Annotated in this window: 14 protein-coding genes; 3 read left to right on the top strand and 11 right to left on the bottom strand. The window is 69.5% G+C overall.

The genetic code is table 11. The features are described 5' to 3' along the window. Positions 1–213: 213 nt before the first annotated feature. The 3 genes from ACIREE_RS15370 to ACIREE_RS15380 all read right to left on the bottom strand — a co-directional run bounded on the left by ACIREE_RS15370 (position 214) and on the right by ACIREE_RS15380 (position 1,430). Positions 214–387, bottom strand: a complete 174-nt coding sequence (locus ACIREE_RS15370; protein WP_404151256.1) for a hypothetical protein — start codon at positions 385–387, stop codon at positions 214–216. Between the two features lie 124 nt (positions 388–511). After that, positions 512–727, bottom strand: coding sequence for a hypothetical protein (locus tag ACIREE_RS15375; RefSeq protein ID WP_404151258.1), 216 nt, complete (start codon positions 725–727; stop codon positions 512–514). A 322-nt stretch (positions 728–1,049) separates the two neighbouring features. Next, positions 1,050–1,430: a hypothetical protein gene (locus ACIREE_RS15380; RefSeq protein WP_404151260.1), complete on the bottom strand. Its 381-nt coding sequence runs from the start codon at positions 1,428–1,430 to the stop codon at positions 1,050–1,052. Between the two features lie 706 nt (positions 1,431–2,136). On the opposite strand from ACIREE_RS15380, the gene ACIREE_RS15385 reads away from it, so the two are divergent. Next, entirely contained in the window at positions 2,137–2,514 is a 378-nt protein-coding gene (locus tag ACIREE_RS15385) for a hypothetical protein (RefSeq protein WP_404151262.1), read from the top strand. Between the two features lie 415 nt (positions 2,515–2,929). Here ACIREE_RS15385 and glnA read toward each other — a convergent pair whose 3' ends face one another. Further along, positions 2,930–4,339: a type I glutamate--ammonia ligase gene (glnA, locus tag ACIREE_RS15390; protein ID WP_404151264.1), complete on the bottom strand. Its 1,410-nt coding sequence runs from the start codon at positions 4,337–4,339 to the stop codon at positions 2,930–2,932. Between the two features lie 187 nt (positions 4,340–4,526). Here glnA and ACIREE_RS15395 point away from each other — a divergent pair, with 187 nt between their 5' ends. Further along, positions 4,527–4,994: an RDD family protein gene (locus ACIREE_RS15395; RefSeq protein WP_404151266.1), complete on the top strand. Its 468-nt coding sequence runs from the start codon at positions 4,527–4,529 to the stop codon at positions 4,992–4,994. Between the two features lie 306 nt (positions 4,995–5,300). On the opposite strand, the gene ACIREE_RS15400 is transcribed toward ACIREE_RS15395, so the two are convergent. The 5 genes from ACIREE_RS15400 to ACIREE_RS15420 all read right to left on the bottom strand — a co-directional run bounded on the left by ACIREE_RS15400 (position 5,301) and on the right by ACIREE_RS15420 (position 8,818). Beyond that, positions 5,301–6,002 (bottom strand): DUF4191 domain-containing protein, encoded by a 702-nt coding sequence (locus ACIREE_RS15400; protein ID WP_404151268.1) that lies wholly within the window; start codon positions 6,000–6,002, stop codon positions 5,301–5,303. A 59-nt stretch (positions 6,003–6,061) separates the two neighbouring features. After that, on the bottom strand, positions 6,062–6,259 hold the full coding sequence (locus ACIREE_RS15405) for a hypothetical protein (protein ID WP_324766486.1): 198 nt from the start codon (positions 6,257–6,259) through the stop codon (positions 6,062–6,064). 234 nt (positions 6,260–6,493) lie between these two features. Then, the gene (lipA, locus tag ACIREE_RS15410) at positions 6,494–7,450 is read right to left on the bottom strand and encodes a lipoyl synthase (protein WP_404151270.1); all 957 of its coding nucleotides are present in this window, start codon (positions 7,448–7,450) and stop codon (positions 6,494–6,496) included. 123 nt (positions 7,451–7,573) lie between these two features. Beyond that, positions 7,574–8,389: a lipoyl(octanoyl) transferase LipB gene (gene lipB, locus ACIREE_RS15415; RefSeq protein WP_404151272.1), complete on the bottom strand. Its 816-nt coding sequence runs from the start codon at positions 8,387–8,389 to the stop codon at positions 7,574–7,576. A gap of 87 nt (positions 8,390–8,476) precedes the next feature. Further along, positions 8,477–8,818, bottom strand: a complete 342-nt coding sequence (locus ACIREE_RS15420) for a 5-carboxymethyl-2-hydroxymuconate Delta-isomerase (RefSeq protein ID WP_404151274.1) — start codon at positions 8,816–8,818, stop codon at positions 8,477–8,479. Between the two features lie 301 nt (positions 8,819–9,119). On the opposite strand from ACIREE_RS15420, the gene ACIREE_RS15425 reads away from it, so the two are divergent. Next, positions 9,120–10,556 carry a regulator gene (locus ACIREE_RS15425; RefSeq protein WP_404151276.1) on the top strand — a complete coding sequence of 479 codons (1,437 nt, stop codon included), beginning with the start codon at positions 9,120–9,122 and terminating at the stop codon, positions 10,554–10,556. 70 nt (positions 10,557–10,626) lie between these two features. On the opposite strand, the gene ACIREE_RS15430 is transcribed toward ACIREE_RS15425, so the two are convergent. Together ACIREE_RS15430 and ACIREE_RS15435 are read right to left on the bottom strand one after the other, a co-directional pair. Next, positions 10,627–11,979, bottom strand: a complete 1,353-nt coding sequence (locus ACIREE_RS15430) for an NAD(P)/FAD-dependent oxidoreductase (RefSeq protein ID WP_404151278.1) — start codon at positions 11,977–11,979, stop codon at positions 10,627–10,629. 220 nt (positions 11,980–12,199) lie between these two features. Further along, positions 12,200–13,402, bottom strand: a complete 1,203-nt coding sequence (locus ACIREE_RS15435) for a MarP family serine protease (protein WP_404151280.1) — start codon at positions 13,400–13,402, stop codon at positions 12,200–12,202. Between the last annotated feature and the right edge of the window lie 23 nt (positions 13,403–13,425).

The raw sequence follows: 13,425 nt of genomic DNA on the forward strand, positions 1-13,425 counted from the left end.
CAACGGTTCCAACTTCGGACCACGACGAGGCACCGGCACATCCGCAGAAGCAGTCATACACAAACTAACGACGGATCTCCGACGCGGGACACTAGCTGGATAACGGATCAGCCCCCGCGATCATCCAGCAGAAGATCGCGGACACTTTTGATCCATTGGTTTGTGGGTCCGAGCCTCATAGGGGCGACGAGCTGATGGGCTGGCGGCCCGGTGTCAGTGGGACGGCACGGTCGCGGTGCTGCCGGTGTCGTCGCTGGGGATCGCGAACATGGTCGCAGCCTGGGTGGCGAGTGCGGCGATCGCGGCCACGGCGAACACGAACAGCCCGAGCGAGGGGAGCGCGAGTGCCAGGGCGAGGAAGAATACGGCGGGGGCGGCGAGGCCCATGATGAGGCCGTCGAGGACCGAGGCGGCGGCGTTCGGGCCGTGGGTGCGGCTACTTCATCAAGACCCGCGCACGGCGGCGCGCCTGCGTGCGATGCGGGTGAAGGCGGGGAACCTGTCTTCGCGGCTACCCGTCTTCGTCGTCGTCGTAGCCGGGGAAGAGCCGTGTGCCGATCCAACCGCCGCCGATGAAGCCCAGGATCCCGGCTACCACGGCCCCGAAGCCGGAGTCGGTGCCGCCCAGCTTCCAGACCACAATCGCGGCCCCGAGCGCGCACACCACAGCAAGGGCAGCGACTTGTGGGCGGGTCCACCTGTCGTGGCTCTGGATTGGGCCGTTCATGTTCATGCATCCACAGTGACACGAGTGCCCGATGAGGTGAGAGGGGCCAAGGTCACTGGTCGCGGTCAAAGACGATGCCTCCGGCGGGGGATCGACCGGCACCGGGGGCCGGGGTCGCGCTGCCGAGTGCGGGCACGTCGTTGGTTGCGTGAAGGGCTCCCATCCCGTCCGCCGTCGACCCAGGCAAAGCCGAGCAGACGTGGTTCATGGCGTCCAGGTCGTTCGTACAGTGGCGCGCTCCACCTGGACGCCATGAACCACGCCCGCTCCACGTTGTGTGGGTCGACGGCGGACGGGATGGGAGCTGGGGTTGGGTGGTGGGTTACGGCAGGGAGCGCCGCCGCCGGACAGCAGAACGTACGCGGTGCGAAATGCCGCCATGGTCACGCACGCGCTTCAACTGGACGAGCAAAGACGTGAACGTATCTGGGCCAGGCAGCCACTCGCTCTCCGAGTTCCAATCAAGATCCGCGTACGGCTCCACCATGGCGAGAGCGTCACGCATCTCAACAACGGCACTTCGGAACTCAGTAAAACCATCGAGCGGTAGCTGGGCGTACGCATCGTGAGCGCGAGCCAGTTGCTCGTCTGTCAGCGACGGCCAGTAATCGACTGTGGGATCTCCTACCTGCACCGGCAACAACTGATCTCTTGCTGTGCCCCTCAAATAGTTGAGGCGCAACTTCGCCTTCTTGGTCGCCACGATGGCTCTATCTATCGCCTCACGTCTGGACGAAACCCATGCCTGCCGTCGTGTAGCCCATGGCCCCAAGACAGCGCCGGTGATGACACCGATCAATGCGAATGTGGCCGTTACCCAAATACCCATCATGACTCCCTCGTGGACTCCTCTGGCGAGTCTGCGGCACGGCACTGACAATCAGCCCGGGCCAGGGGAGGCTGATGGTGGTCCCGATGCCAGGGAGTCGGCGCTCAACTCAGCGAAGTTGGCCACCCCAAAAAATGGTGATCAAGAAACCCGGCCCGCTATGGTCCATGTACCCGCCAGCCCCCGCCGGAGTCGCCAACAGGGGGTGCAGTGAGTTGAGCTGGTCCGTCAGCAGCTCCTCACTGCGAGGGGGGATCGGAAGTCCGGCCCGATCCACCGCCACCCCCTCTCTGCGCGAAGAAGCGTCGTGCCACAGCCGTGCCAGGTCGACCGGGGAACCACGGGGAACGGCAGGCACGAAGTCGGCCGCGTCGAGGGGCCGTTAGACCGCTCCCCCGCAGGCCAGAGAACCAACTCCCCCTAGATCACCCGAGCTTCCCAAGCTCAGAGCGTTCTCTGATGGATCAACCACTGTGGCCTTGAAGGCTAAACCAGCCGAGCTTCGTAGACCATCGGTGTACAAATAGGACGGGCCCAGTAGGTAGGGCCTCTTGATCCATGTCCTAGAGGGGGGACTCACATGTTCGGCAGCGGAAAGACCTTGAGCAGCTTCAAGGTGGGAGACAAGGTCACGGTCAGAGGGCCAAGTGATAGGCCCACGTACCACAACGGGTCGCACGGGACCGTCGTCACGATCGGCACGAAGCGGGTCCACGTAACGATGGACAAAGCCGCGTTCGAGCGCAACGACGGAGAGGTGGCCAACTTCCTCCCCGATGACCTGGAGCCTGGGCACGTCGGGACACCTCGAAACTCAGACCGCATTAGCGAAGCCATGAACGCAATGAAGCTGGCGACTGGCACCGAGCTCGCGGCCGTGGCGGTAGACGCGGGGGTCATCACGGCCGAGCAGGGAGAGCAGATGAAGGCTGCATGGGAGCGTCACTTCCAGAGCTGACGAGTGCAACTGGGCACGTCTCGGGTGAGTGTCTAACTGCGTGACAACCGCGACGCACACCCGCGAACAACCGTGGACGTCAGCGGACCGTCAGCGCAGGTGACAGGCGCAGCAGCCCAAGGACAGCGAGCGTCCCCAGTTGCTTCGGGACGAAGAGGTCGTGGGTTCAAGGCGAATGAACGTGTGTGTGCGAGCGACACACGCAGGGTCGCGCCATAGAACAAGTGAGGCCGCCACCCCGATCGGAGTGACGGCCTCACTGTTGCTGACGTTACGTCAGTGAATCAACCGAGCGGTGCACACGCGGTGCACCAGAGGGCGGAAAACAAGCGGGATCAGCGAGAACCGATGAGCAGTGTTTTCGCAGGTCAACGCAAGTTTCAAGATTCCCGCCCAGGTCGCCCGGACCTGATCTTTAGATGTCGAAGTACAGCTCGAACTCGTGCGGGTGCGGGCGCAGCTGGATCGGGGCGATTTCGTTCGTGCGCTTGTAGTCGATCCACGTCTCGATCAGGTCGGGGGTGAAGACGCCGCCGGCCAGGAGGTAGTCGTGGTCCGCCTCGAGGGCGTCGAGGACCGCGGGGAGCGAGGTCGGGACCTGCTGGACGTTCGCGTGCTCCTCGGGAGCCAGCTCGTAGAGGTCCTTGTCGATCGGCTCGGCCGGCTCGATCTTGTTCTTCACGCCGTCGAGGCCCGCCATGAGCAGCGCCGAGAAGGCGAGGTACGGGTTCGAGGACGGGTCGGGCGCGCGGAACTCGACGCGCTTGGCCTTCGGGTTCGAGCCCGTGATCGGGATACGCATGGCCGCGGAGCGGTTGCGCTGCGAATAGACCATGTTGACCGGGGCCTCGAAGCCGGGGACCAGGCGGTGGTAGGAGTTCACCGTCGGGTTCGTGAAGGCGAGGAGCGACGGGGCGTGCTTGAGGATGCCGCCGATGTAGTAGCGGGCCATGTCCGAGAGGCCCGCGTAGCCCTGCTCGTCGTAGAACAGCGGGTCGCCGCCGGCCCACAGCGACTGGTGGACGTGCATGCCCGAGCCGTTGTCACCGAAGATCGGCTTCGGCATGAACGTCGCGGTCTTGTTGTTGCGCCAGGCGACGTTCTTCACGATGTACTTGAAGAGCATCAGGTCGTCGGCCGCGGCGAGCAGCGTGTTGAACTTGTAGTTGATCTCGGCCTGGCCGGCCGTGCCGACCTCGTGGTGCTGGCGCTCGACCTGCAGGCCCTGCTTGTCCAGTTCCAGGGAGATCTCGGCGCGCAGGTCGGCGAAGTGGTCGACCGGCGGAGTCGGGAAGTAGCCGCCCTTGTAACGGACCTTGTAGCCGCGGTTGTTCTCCGTCGACCCGGTGTTCCAGGCGCCCGCCTCCGAGTCGATCTCGTAGAGCGAGCGGTTGGCGGAGGTCTCGAAGCGGACCGAGTCGAACACGTAGAACTCGGCCTCGGGGCCGAAGTACGCGGTGTCGGCGATGCCGGTCGACGCGAGGTAGGCCTCGGCCTTCTTCGCCACGTTGCGCGGGTCACGGGAGTACTGCTCGCCCGTGATCGGGTCGTGGATGAAGAAGTTGATGTTGACCGTCTTGTCGCGGCGGAACGGGTCGACGCGCGCGGTGGTCAGGTCGGCGCGGAGCGCCATGTCGGACTCGTGGATGGCCTGGAAGCCGCGGATCGAGGAACCGTCGAAGGCAAGCTCCTCGGTCGGGTCGAACGCCGCAGCCGGGACCGTGAAGTGCTGCATCACACCCGGCAGGTCGCAGAAGCGGACGTCTACGAACTTGACGTCCTCGTCCGCGATGAACTTCTTGGCGTCATCGGCGTTCTGGAACATCCAACTCCTCCTACTCCCACCGGGAAAGGCGGGGTTTGCAGCTCGGTCGTGGGGCCAGTGCGGTGGCACACGCTGGACCTGACCTTAGGCAGACGTGGTTTCTCAAGCATGACCCATTTGTTTCGCCGAAGTTAACCGGACCAGGGGGCGAGACGGTGTGAGGCGCGAGGCGCAGTACCGTGGACGGGTGGACAACAGGGAAGCAATGGGATCGTGGCTCTCCGGGCCCCGCGAGGCCATGGAACAGTCGGGCGCGGACTTCGGATACCGCGGAGAACAGCTCGGGCTGCCGGAGCATGGCCCCGGTTCCATCGCCCGCCCCGGTCGGCGCGTCGGAGCCCTCGTCGTCGACTGGGCGCTCTGCATGCTGATCGCATACGGCCTGCTCACGCACGGCTACAACCAGGCGACGGGAAACTGGGCGCTGCTCGTCTTCCTCGCCCTCGGTGTTCTCACCGTCGGCACGATCGGCTGCACGCCGGGTAAGCGGCTTTTCGGGTTGCGGGTTGTTTCCGAGGCGGGTGGGCGCCTGGGACTCGGCCGGGTCGTCGTCCGTACCGTGCTTCTGTGTCTGGCCGTCCCCGCGTTGATCTGGGACCGGGATGGCAGGGGGCTGCACGACCGTTTGGCCAAGTCGGTCGAGGTCCGCATCTGAGCGTGTCGCCGGCCGCGAGTTGATCGGGCTGGTTCGCCGTGCCCCGCGCCGCTGAGTTGTTCTTCGTGCGCGAGCCGGTGGGGACTTCTCGCGCCGTTCCCCGCGCCCCTGAGATGCGCACTACGTGCGCCATCTCGGGACATGGGGCTGCGGCGTGCAGCCGCATGCTCCAGGGGCGCGGGGAACGGCGCGAGCAACCACGACGAGAGCGGCACTCGCCGACGCACCAACACCACGCAGACGAAAGGGCGCCCCGGGACACAAAGTCCCGGGGCGCCCTTCAGTCACGTAGACCCAGCGGCAGCGTCACCGCATCTTGCCGCCACCCTTGGGCATCCGCATCCCCTTGGGCATCGGGCCCTTCGGCAGCGGCATGTTCGCCATCAGGTCGCCCATCGCGCGCAACCGGTCGTTGGTCGACGTCACCTGGGGGCCGGTGAGGACGCGGGGCAGCTTCAGCATGGTGGTGCGGAGCTTCTTCAGCGGCACCTGGCCCTCGCCGTTGCCCACGAGCAGGTCGTGGACCGGCACGTCCGACACGATGCGGGCCATCTTCTTCTTCTCGGCCGCCAGCAGCGTCTTCACCCGGTTCGGGTTGCCCTCGGCGACCAGCACGATGCCCGCTTTGCCGACCGCGCGGTGCACGACGTCCTGGCTGCGGTTCATCGCGACCGCGGGGGTCGTCGCCCAGCCGCGCCCGATGTTGTCGAGCACCGCGGCCGCCGCGCCGGGCTGGCCCTCCATCTGCCCGAAGGCCGCTCGCTCGGCACGGCGCCCGAAGATGATCGCCATCGCGAGGAAGGCGAGCAGGAGCCCGAGAATTCCGAGATAAATGGGGTGACCGATCAAGAAACCGATCGCGAGGAAGACACCGAAGGTGACGATTCCCACAGCCGCGAGTACAAGACCGATCTTCGAGTCGGCCTTGCGGGTCATCTTGTAGGTCAGAGCGATCTGCTTGAGTCGCCCCTGATTCGCAGCGTCCGCTGCGGGTTCCTTCCTCGCCATGTTCGAAGTCTACGTGGCCGGGAGCCGCCGATGAACAGCAGCACCGGCCCCGAGGCGGGTCAGCCCCTGGAGCTGACCGCTTCGAGGACGCGCTGGGCCTCGACCCGGTCCTTGGCGCGGCGGCGGTCCTCCAGGACGGAGGTCCAGGCATTACGGCGTGCGGTGCGCTGGCCGCTGCTCATCAGCAGCGACTCGACGGCGCGCAGAGCGTCGGTGAATGTCGGGATCGCGGTGGCGCGTACGGGCGCGGCCTGCATGGGTGAGGTCCCCCCTCGAAGTCGGATCACGGCTTGGGTGAAAGGTGTACGAGGCGTGAGTACAGCGTCACTGATTGGTGTTACCAGGGCGTGACCGGACGGTCAAACCGTGATGAAGCCTTGACGGTCGCGGCTCAAACGCAGGCGCGGCCCTGACGGTCGCCCTCAACTGCGGGGACGGTCGGGACCGCGCCTTCTCGGCCTATACCGGCCGGTAGTCGCTTGTGCGTGAATTCACACGCGTGCGGCCGACTGGCGCAGGTCGGTGGCCATCTGGAACAGCCGCCCGGCCCGGTACGAGGAGCGGACCAACGGGCCCGACATGACACCGGAGAAACCGATCTGCTCGGCCTCCTCCTTCAGTTCCACGAACTCGTGCGGCTTGACCCAGCGCTCGACGGGGTGGTGCCGCACGGAGGGCCGCAGGTACTGCGTGATGGTGATCAACTCGCAGCCGGCCTCGTGCAGTTGGCGCAGCGCCTCGCTGACCTCGGCGCGCTCCTCGCCCATGCCGAGGATCAGGTTCGACTTCGTCACGAGGCCGAACTCGCGGGCCTCGGTGATGACCTTGAGCGAGCGGTCGTAGCGGAAGCCGGGGCGGATGCGCTTGAAGATCCGCGGCACCGTCTCGACGTTGTGCGCGAAGACCTCGGGGCGGGACGAGAAGACCTCGGCCAGCTGCTCGGGCACCGCGTTGAAGTCGGGGGCCAGGAGCTCGACCTTGGTCCGGCCGTCGGCGCGGTCCGCGGTCTGCGCGTGGATCTGGCGGACCGTCTCCGCGTACAGCCAGGCGCCGCCGTCCTCCAGGTCGTCGCGGGCGACGCCGGTGATCGTGGCGTAGTTCAGGTCCATCGTGACGACGGACTCGCCGACGCGGCGCGGCTCGTCGCGGTCGAGGGCCTCGGGCTTGCCGGTGTCGATCTGGCAGAAGTCGCAACGCCGCGTGCACTGGTCGCCGCCGATGAGGAACGTGGCCTCGCGGTCCTCCCAGCACTCGTAGATGTTGGGACAGCCCGCTTCCTGGCAGACGGTGTGCAGGCCCTCGGACTTCACGAGGTTCTGCATCTTCGTGTACTCGGGGCCCATTTTCGCCCGGGTCTTGATCCACTCGGGCTTGCGCTCGATGGGGGTCTGGGCGTTACGGACCTCCAGGCGCAGCATCTTGCGTCCGTCGGGTGCGACTGCGGACACGACCGGCTCCCTAAAGCTTTGATTCCTCGGCGTACATCAGGGTACGCCCGTGATGTTCATGCCCTTACGGATGGCCAACCTCTGGCCATCGGGGTGCATTCCCCGCAGCTTTACCGGGGGCCGCTACGCCGTGACTTTCTCGACGAGGCGCGGGCGCAGGTCCGCGTTGCCCAGGACGGCCCGCAGGTGTTTCTCGGCGACCGGCAGTACCTCGTCGATCGTGACCTCGCGGCCCAGCTCGTACGAGAGCGAGGTGACACCCGCGTCACGGATGCCGCACGGGATGATCTTGTCGAAGTTCGAGGTGTCCGGGTTCACGTTCAACGCGAAGCCGTGCATCGTGACGCCCTTGGCGACGCGGATGCCCATGGCGCAGATCTTGCGGTCCTCGCGGCGCTGGCCCGCGTTCGAGGGGGCGTACTCCGGGCCGTTGAGCCGCGGGTCGAACTCCGGGTCGGCCGCGCGTGGATCGAAGTCGAGGGTGAGCCCGCCGAGCTCGGGACGCTGCCCGGCGGTGTCGGCGGTGTCAGCGGAGTCCCCGAGAACCCAGACGCCGGCCCGGCCCTCGACCCGCGAGGTCTCGATGCCGAACTCCGCGCAGAGCGCGATCATGGCGTCCTCCAGGCGGCGCAGGTGCGCGACCACGTCCACCGGGCGGGGCAGTTTCTGGATCGGGTAGCCGACGAGCTGCCCCGGGCCGTGCCAGGTGATCTTGCCGCCGCGGTCCACGTCGATCACGGGGGTGCCGTCCAGCGGGCGCTCCTCGGGCGCGGTGCGGCGGCCCGCGGTGTAGACCGCCGGGTGCTCCAGGAGCAGACAGGTGTCGGGCACCTCGTCCGCGAAACGGGCGGCGTGCACGCGGCGCTGCTCGTCCCAGGCGACCTGGTACTCGACCATGTCCGCACCGAACCCCATGCGGACGAACCGGAACTCACTCACGGCACGTGCCTCCCTTACGAGCCTGACCACAGGCTTCACCGTGCAAATATCGCGCCCCGAACCACTGTACGGCGCCCGGATCCGCGCTCAGTGCGTGGGGAACAGGCGGTAGGACTCGTCGAGATCCCTGACCTCGACCGAGCACGTGACGCCCGGGGTCGCCGACGTGTGTTTGTCCAGCAGGGCCAGTACGTCCTCGGAGAGTGCGGCCTTCACCGAGCGGGGGCGGCCGGGCAACAGGCCGACCTCCACGTGCAGGAAGAGCGCCGCGACTCCGTCCACATAGGTGGCGGAGGGACGGGCGAACGTTTTGCCGACGCCGACCGAGCGCACGTGCTCGACGACGAGGGGATGGAGTTCCGCCACGAGGGCGGGGACGTCGACCGTGCCGGCGAGGCCGTCGGAGTGGTCGATGACGATATGAGGCACGGGACAAAACCTTCCGGGTACTTCCCCGGGTACTTCCGGGTGTAGCGCACACTCATCGTATGGCCGAACGGAGGGTGCCTCCGGACCGCCCCGTCCTGTCTCCGTCCTGTCTCCGTCCTGTCATCGTCCCGTCCTCGCTCTGTCCTCGCTCCGGCCCCTTTTTGTCCACTCCTCACGGAGTTCGTCACACGATCGGATGAAGGCGCCGCGAAGGCCCCGTGGAGGGCGGATATCGCCGCTACATTCGCGCCGTTCCATGAGGGCTGCACCCCGGCCCGGAAGGCAGGAGAGCGCACAGCTGATGACGGAACGACCTCCGCAGCGCACACCGAACCGCCAGCTCGCCGCGCTCATCGCGGAGGCCGGTTTCTCCAACGCTGGTCTCGCGCGCCGCGTGGACCAGCTCGGGCTCGAACACGGCCTGGACCTGCGTTACGACAAGACATCGGTGACCAGATGGCTGCGCGGACAGCAGCCGCGCGGCACGACCCCCGCGCTGATCGCCGAAGTGTTCACCCGCCGCCTCGGCCGCAGACTCTCCGCGCAGGACCTCGGGCTCGACGCCTGTGCTCCGGTCTACGCGGGCCTGGAATTCGCGGGCTCGCCCGAGGAGGCCGTCGACATCGTCAGCGGCCTGTGGCGCAAGGACTCCGGCAGCCACGCCGAGCTGCGCAAGATCGCGTTCACCCCGGCCGGGCTCGTCGTGCCCAGCCGCGACTGGCTGATCGGCCGCGCCGACGACCGGGTCGCCCGGGGCGAGGCCGCGCACCGCGTCCCGGCGCAGGGCAGACCCGCCGTGCCGCGCCAGCGCACCCAGACCGAGCGCGGCCCGGGCCACCGGGTGACCGGCGGCGACATCGCGGCGCTGCGCTCGGTCGGCGAGCTGTTCCGCGCGCTCGACCACGCCTATGGCGGCGGGCACGCCCGGCAGGCGCTGGTGCGGTACCTGGAGCACGAGGCCGAGTCCATGCTGCGCGGCACGTACGGCGAGCAGACCGGGCGGCGGCTCTTCGGGGCCGTCGCCGATCTGACCCGCCTTGCCGGCTGGACCTCGTACGACATCGCGGCGCACGGGCTCGCGCAGCGGTACTTCGTGCAGGCGCTGCGGCTCACCCAGGCCGCGGGGGACCGGATGTACGGCTCGTACGTCCTGGTCACCATGAGCCGGCAGGCCGTCTACCTCGGCCACGGCCGGGAGGCGGTACAGCTGGCCCGGGTCGCGCAGCAGGGCGTCGGGGCGGCGGCCCCGGCCGTGCTGCAGGCGCTGCTGCACGCCGTGGAGGCGCGCGGGCACGGCGTGCTCGGCGAGGTGCGCGCCTGTACGTCCTCGCTGGTGCGGGCCGAGCGGGCGCTGGAAGCGGCGCGGGCCGGGGACGATGTGCCGCACTGGGCGCGGCTCTTCGACGAGGCGCAGCTGGCGGACGAGTTCGGGCACTGCCACCGGGATCTGCAGCAGTACCGGGCCGCGGCGCAGCACGCGGAGCGGTCGTTGCAGTTGAGGGCGCCGGGGTTCGCGCGCAGTCGGCTGTTCTGCCGGGTCGTGCTGGCCTCCGCGCGCCTCGGCCTCGGCGAGCTGGACTCGGCCTGCGCGCTCGGCGCGGAGGCGGCCGCCGCCGCCGCGGACATGCGGTCGGTGCGGGCGCACGAGTATGTGCGGGAGTTCGAGCGGCGGTTGGAGCCGTACCGCGACGCGGGGCCCGTCCGGGGGTACCGGGAGCGGGTCGCCGCGCTCGGCTGAGGTGGGGTGCGTCCGCCCCCGGAATGTGCCACGGAGGCGGACGCGGCTCTTGGGTGGTCGCGGGGCGCCCTCAGGCCGCCTCGCCCGCGTGCGCCTCCTGGGCGGACTCCGGAACGGAGGCGGCGGCCCAGGGTGCCCCCAGGTCTGCCAGGGCGGCACGCGCCGCGCGTCGGCCCGAGTGGAGGGCGCCCTGCACGGAGCTCGTGTTCCGGTGGTCCCCGCACACGTAGAGACCGTCGAGGAGCCGGACCGGGCGGCGCGCGTCGTGCGGTGCGGGCATCGCGGGCACGGCGCGCGGGTCGTGGTGGACGGCGAGGGTCTCCCAGTCGCTCGTCGACGTGCCGTAGAGGGCGGCGAGGTGGGCCCGCAGCTCGTGGTCGGACGGCGGCGCCCCGAGCACCGTCGAGGAGACGAGCGCGCGCCCGGCCGGGGCGCGGGTCGGGTCGACCTGGCTGATGACGCAGGTGTGGGCGACGGGCCCGCGCCGGTCGGCGTCGAGCAGCAGCGCGGGCTCGGTGAGCGGCGCCTCGGGCGCGGTGTGGTGCACGACGGTCACCGGATGGAAGGCGGGCACCCGCAGGCCGGGCAGCAGCCCGGCGGCGGTTCTCGCGTCGGTCGCCAACACCACGGCGTGGCACGGCACTTCGCCGTGTTCGGCGGTGGTCACCGCGTTCGTGGAGACGGCGGTGACCCGGACGCCGGTATGCAGGGAGCCGGGCGGCAGGGTGGCCGCGAGCAGCTCGGGGAGCGTGTCCGCGCCGCCCTCGGGCACGGCGAGCCGGCCCGCCGCGTACGCGTGCAACGCGAGATCGGCACACCGGCTGGACGTCGTCAGCTCCGGGTCGCACAACAGGGCCGACAGCAGAGGTCGTACGAAACCGTGCAGGGTTCTGGCGGGCAGGCCGCGGGCCGTCAGCGCGCTGCCGATGGGGAGTTCGGGGCGGGCGAGGAGGTGGGCGGGCTCGGTGGCGGCGAGCCGGGCGAGCCCCGCGCCGAGCCGTGCGTGGTCCAGGGGGCCGCCGAGCGGGGGCCGGACACCGCGTGGCGGCCGTGGGGTGCTCGCCAGGGCGCGGGCCGCTCTCAGTGCGCCCCTCGCGCGCCGGGGGTCGGCCGGTTCGCCCGCCCGGAAACGACGCCCCCCGCTGTGCACCAGGACGCCGGGCGCGAAGAGACGCAGCACCAGACCGTCCAGGCCGGGCGTTCTGCGCAGTTCGGGGTAGGAGGTGGAGAGCGGCTGCCCGATCCGGTCCAGGCGGAACCCGTCGACCTTCTCCGTGGACATCCGGCCCCCGACGCCACCGGCGGCCTCCAGGACCAGCACCCGCACGCCCGCCCTGGTCAGGTGTTGGGCGGCCGAGAGCCCGGCGACGCCGGCGCCCACGACGACGACAACCCCTGATCCCGTGTCTGCGGGCTCCAGCACGTGTGCCTCCGGCGGCGGTTGGGCGGCTGACGGCTGGGAACGGCATGCCCCCAACACGCTCCCGAAATACCTGAGTTGGCGTCGAGGGTAGGTGTGGCTGCCGTGAAAGGGGCCCGCGCGGCGGGGCTGCATCGGCGCACGCGGGCGGCACGGAGTGCGCCCCCCAGGCCGCACGGACGCGCCCGCGGACCCGGGAACGGACAGTTCCGCGGACCTGGTCCTAGGACGAGACCAGCGCGCCCGTGTCGACCGGTGTCGTCGCGGTCGCCGCCCGCCGCGCGTCGCCCGAGACCTCGTCGGCCGTCAGCACGTACCCCGTCCCCGCGTCCGTCGTGGACCGCGCGAACACCACCCCGTACACCCGTCCGTCCTTCGTCAGCAGGGGACCGCCCGAGTTGCCGGGCAGCACCGTGGAGCGGATCGAGTAGATCTCGCGCGTGACGTTCCCTGAGCCGTAGATGTTCTGGCCGCCCGCGCGGATGGTGTCGGCGACCGTGGCCGCCTGGAGGTCGAGGCCGCCGTCCTGCGGGTACCCCGCGACGACCGCCGCGTCACCGCGCGAGGCGCTGTCGTCGAGGGACAGGGTCGGGGCCTCGAGGTCCGGCACGTACAGCACCGCCACGTCCTTGTCGGGGTCGAACAGGACCACCTTCGCGGCGTACGAGCGGCCGACCCCGCCGATCCGGACCGACGGGTCGTCGATGCCCGCGACCACGTGGGCGTTGGTCATGACGTGCTCGGGCCCGTACACGAAACCGCTGCCCTCGCGGCCCTGGGAGCCCGCCGCACCCTCGATCTTCACCGTGCTGCGCTGCGCAGCACGCGTGGCGGCCGGCGTCACGTTGTCCCCCGAGGGCTTCGCGACCTCGGCCGACGGCTCGTTCGCGAACGGGTCGAAGACCTGCGGGAAGCCCGCGGAGGTGAGCGCCCCGGTGGCCCGCGAGAACCAGGCCGGTGTCGCCGACGGCATCGTGTCCTGGACCGAGCCGAGCACGGTCGAGCCGCGGATCGCCTGGTTCAGGCCCGCCGACGACGACGCCGCGAGGACGCTGCCCGCCACCCAGGCCACGACCAGCACGGCCACCGCGCTCGCGGCGGCGCCGCCGACCCCGTCCGCCACCCGCAGGGGGCCCGGCGCCCGGTCCATCCCGCCGCGCACCCGCACCGCGAGCCGCCCGGCCAGCGTCTGCCCGATGATCGCGGGCAGCAGCACCGTGAGCACGGCGACCACCGTGGCCGTCGACGTACCGGTCGTGACCGCGTCCATCGCGAACGGCAGCAGCCAGACGCCGATGACGGCGCCGCCGACGAACCCGGCCAGCGAGACACAGCCGGCCAGCAGCCCCCGCCGGTAGCCGGACACGGCGTAGGCGAGCGCCAGCACGATCAGCGCGACGTCGAGGACATGTATGTGCGGGTCCATATCGGTAACAAACGACCCGGAGC

It is taken from the genome of Streptomyces sp. NPDC102467 (assembly GCF_044765445.1).
In the GTDB taxonomy this organism is placed as follows: domain Bacteria; phylum Actinomycetota; class Actinomycetes; order Streptomycetales; family Streptomycetaceae; genus Streptomyces.

What these genes read in the sequence shown, in the direction of transcription:
- ACIREE_RS15400 (WP_404151268.1), bottom strand. Translation starts at nt 6,002, where the DNA reads ATGGCGAGGAAGGAACCCGCAGCGGACGCTGCGAATCAGGGGCGACTC.
- ACIREE_RS15435 (WP_404151280.1), bottom strand. Translation starts at nt 13,402, where the DNA reads ATGGACCCGCACATACATGTCCTCGACGTCGCGCTGATCGTGCTGGCG.
- glnA (WP_404151264.1), bottom strand. Translation starts at nt 4,339, where the DNA reads ATGTTCCAGAACGCCGATGACGCCAAGAAGTTCATCGCGGACGAGGAC.
- ACIREE_RS15425 (WP_404151276.1), top strand. Translation starts at nt 9,120, where the DNA reads ATGACGGAACGACCTCCGCAGCGCACACCGAACCGCCAGCTCGCCGCG.
- ACIREE_RS15385 (WP_404151262.1), top strand. Translation starts at nt 2,137, where the DNA reads ATGTTCGGCAGCGGAAAGACCTTGAGCAGCTTCAAGGTGGGAGACAAG.
- ACIREE_RS15370 (WP_404151256.1), bottom strand. Translation starts at nt 387, where the DNA reads ATGGGCCTCGCCGCCCCCGCCGTATTCTTCCTCGCCCTGGCACTCGCG.
- ACIREE_RS15405 (WP_324766486.1), bottom strand. Translation starts at nt 6,259, where the DNA reads ATGCAGGCCGCGCCCGTACGCGCCACCGCGATCCCGACATTCACCGAC.
- ACIREE_RS15375 (WP_404151258.1), bottom strand. Translation starts at nt 727, where the DNA reads ATGAACGGCCCAATCCAGAGCCACGACAGGTGGACCCGCCCACAAGTC.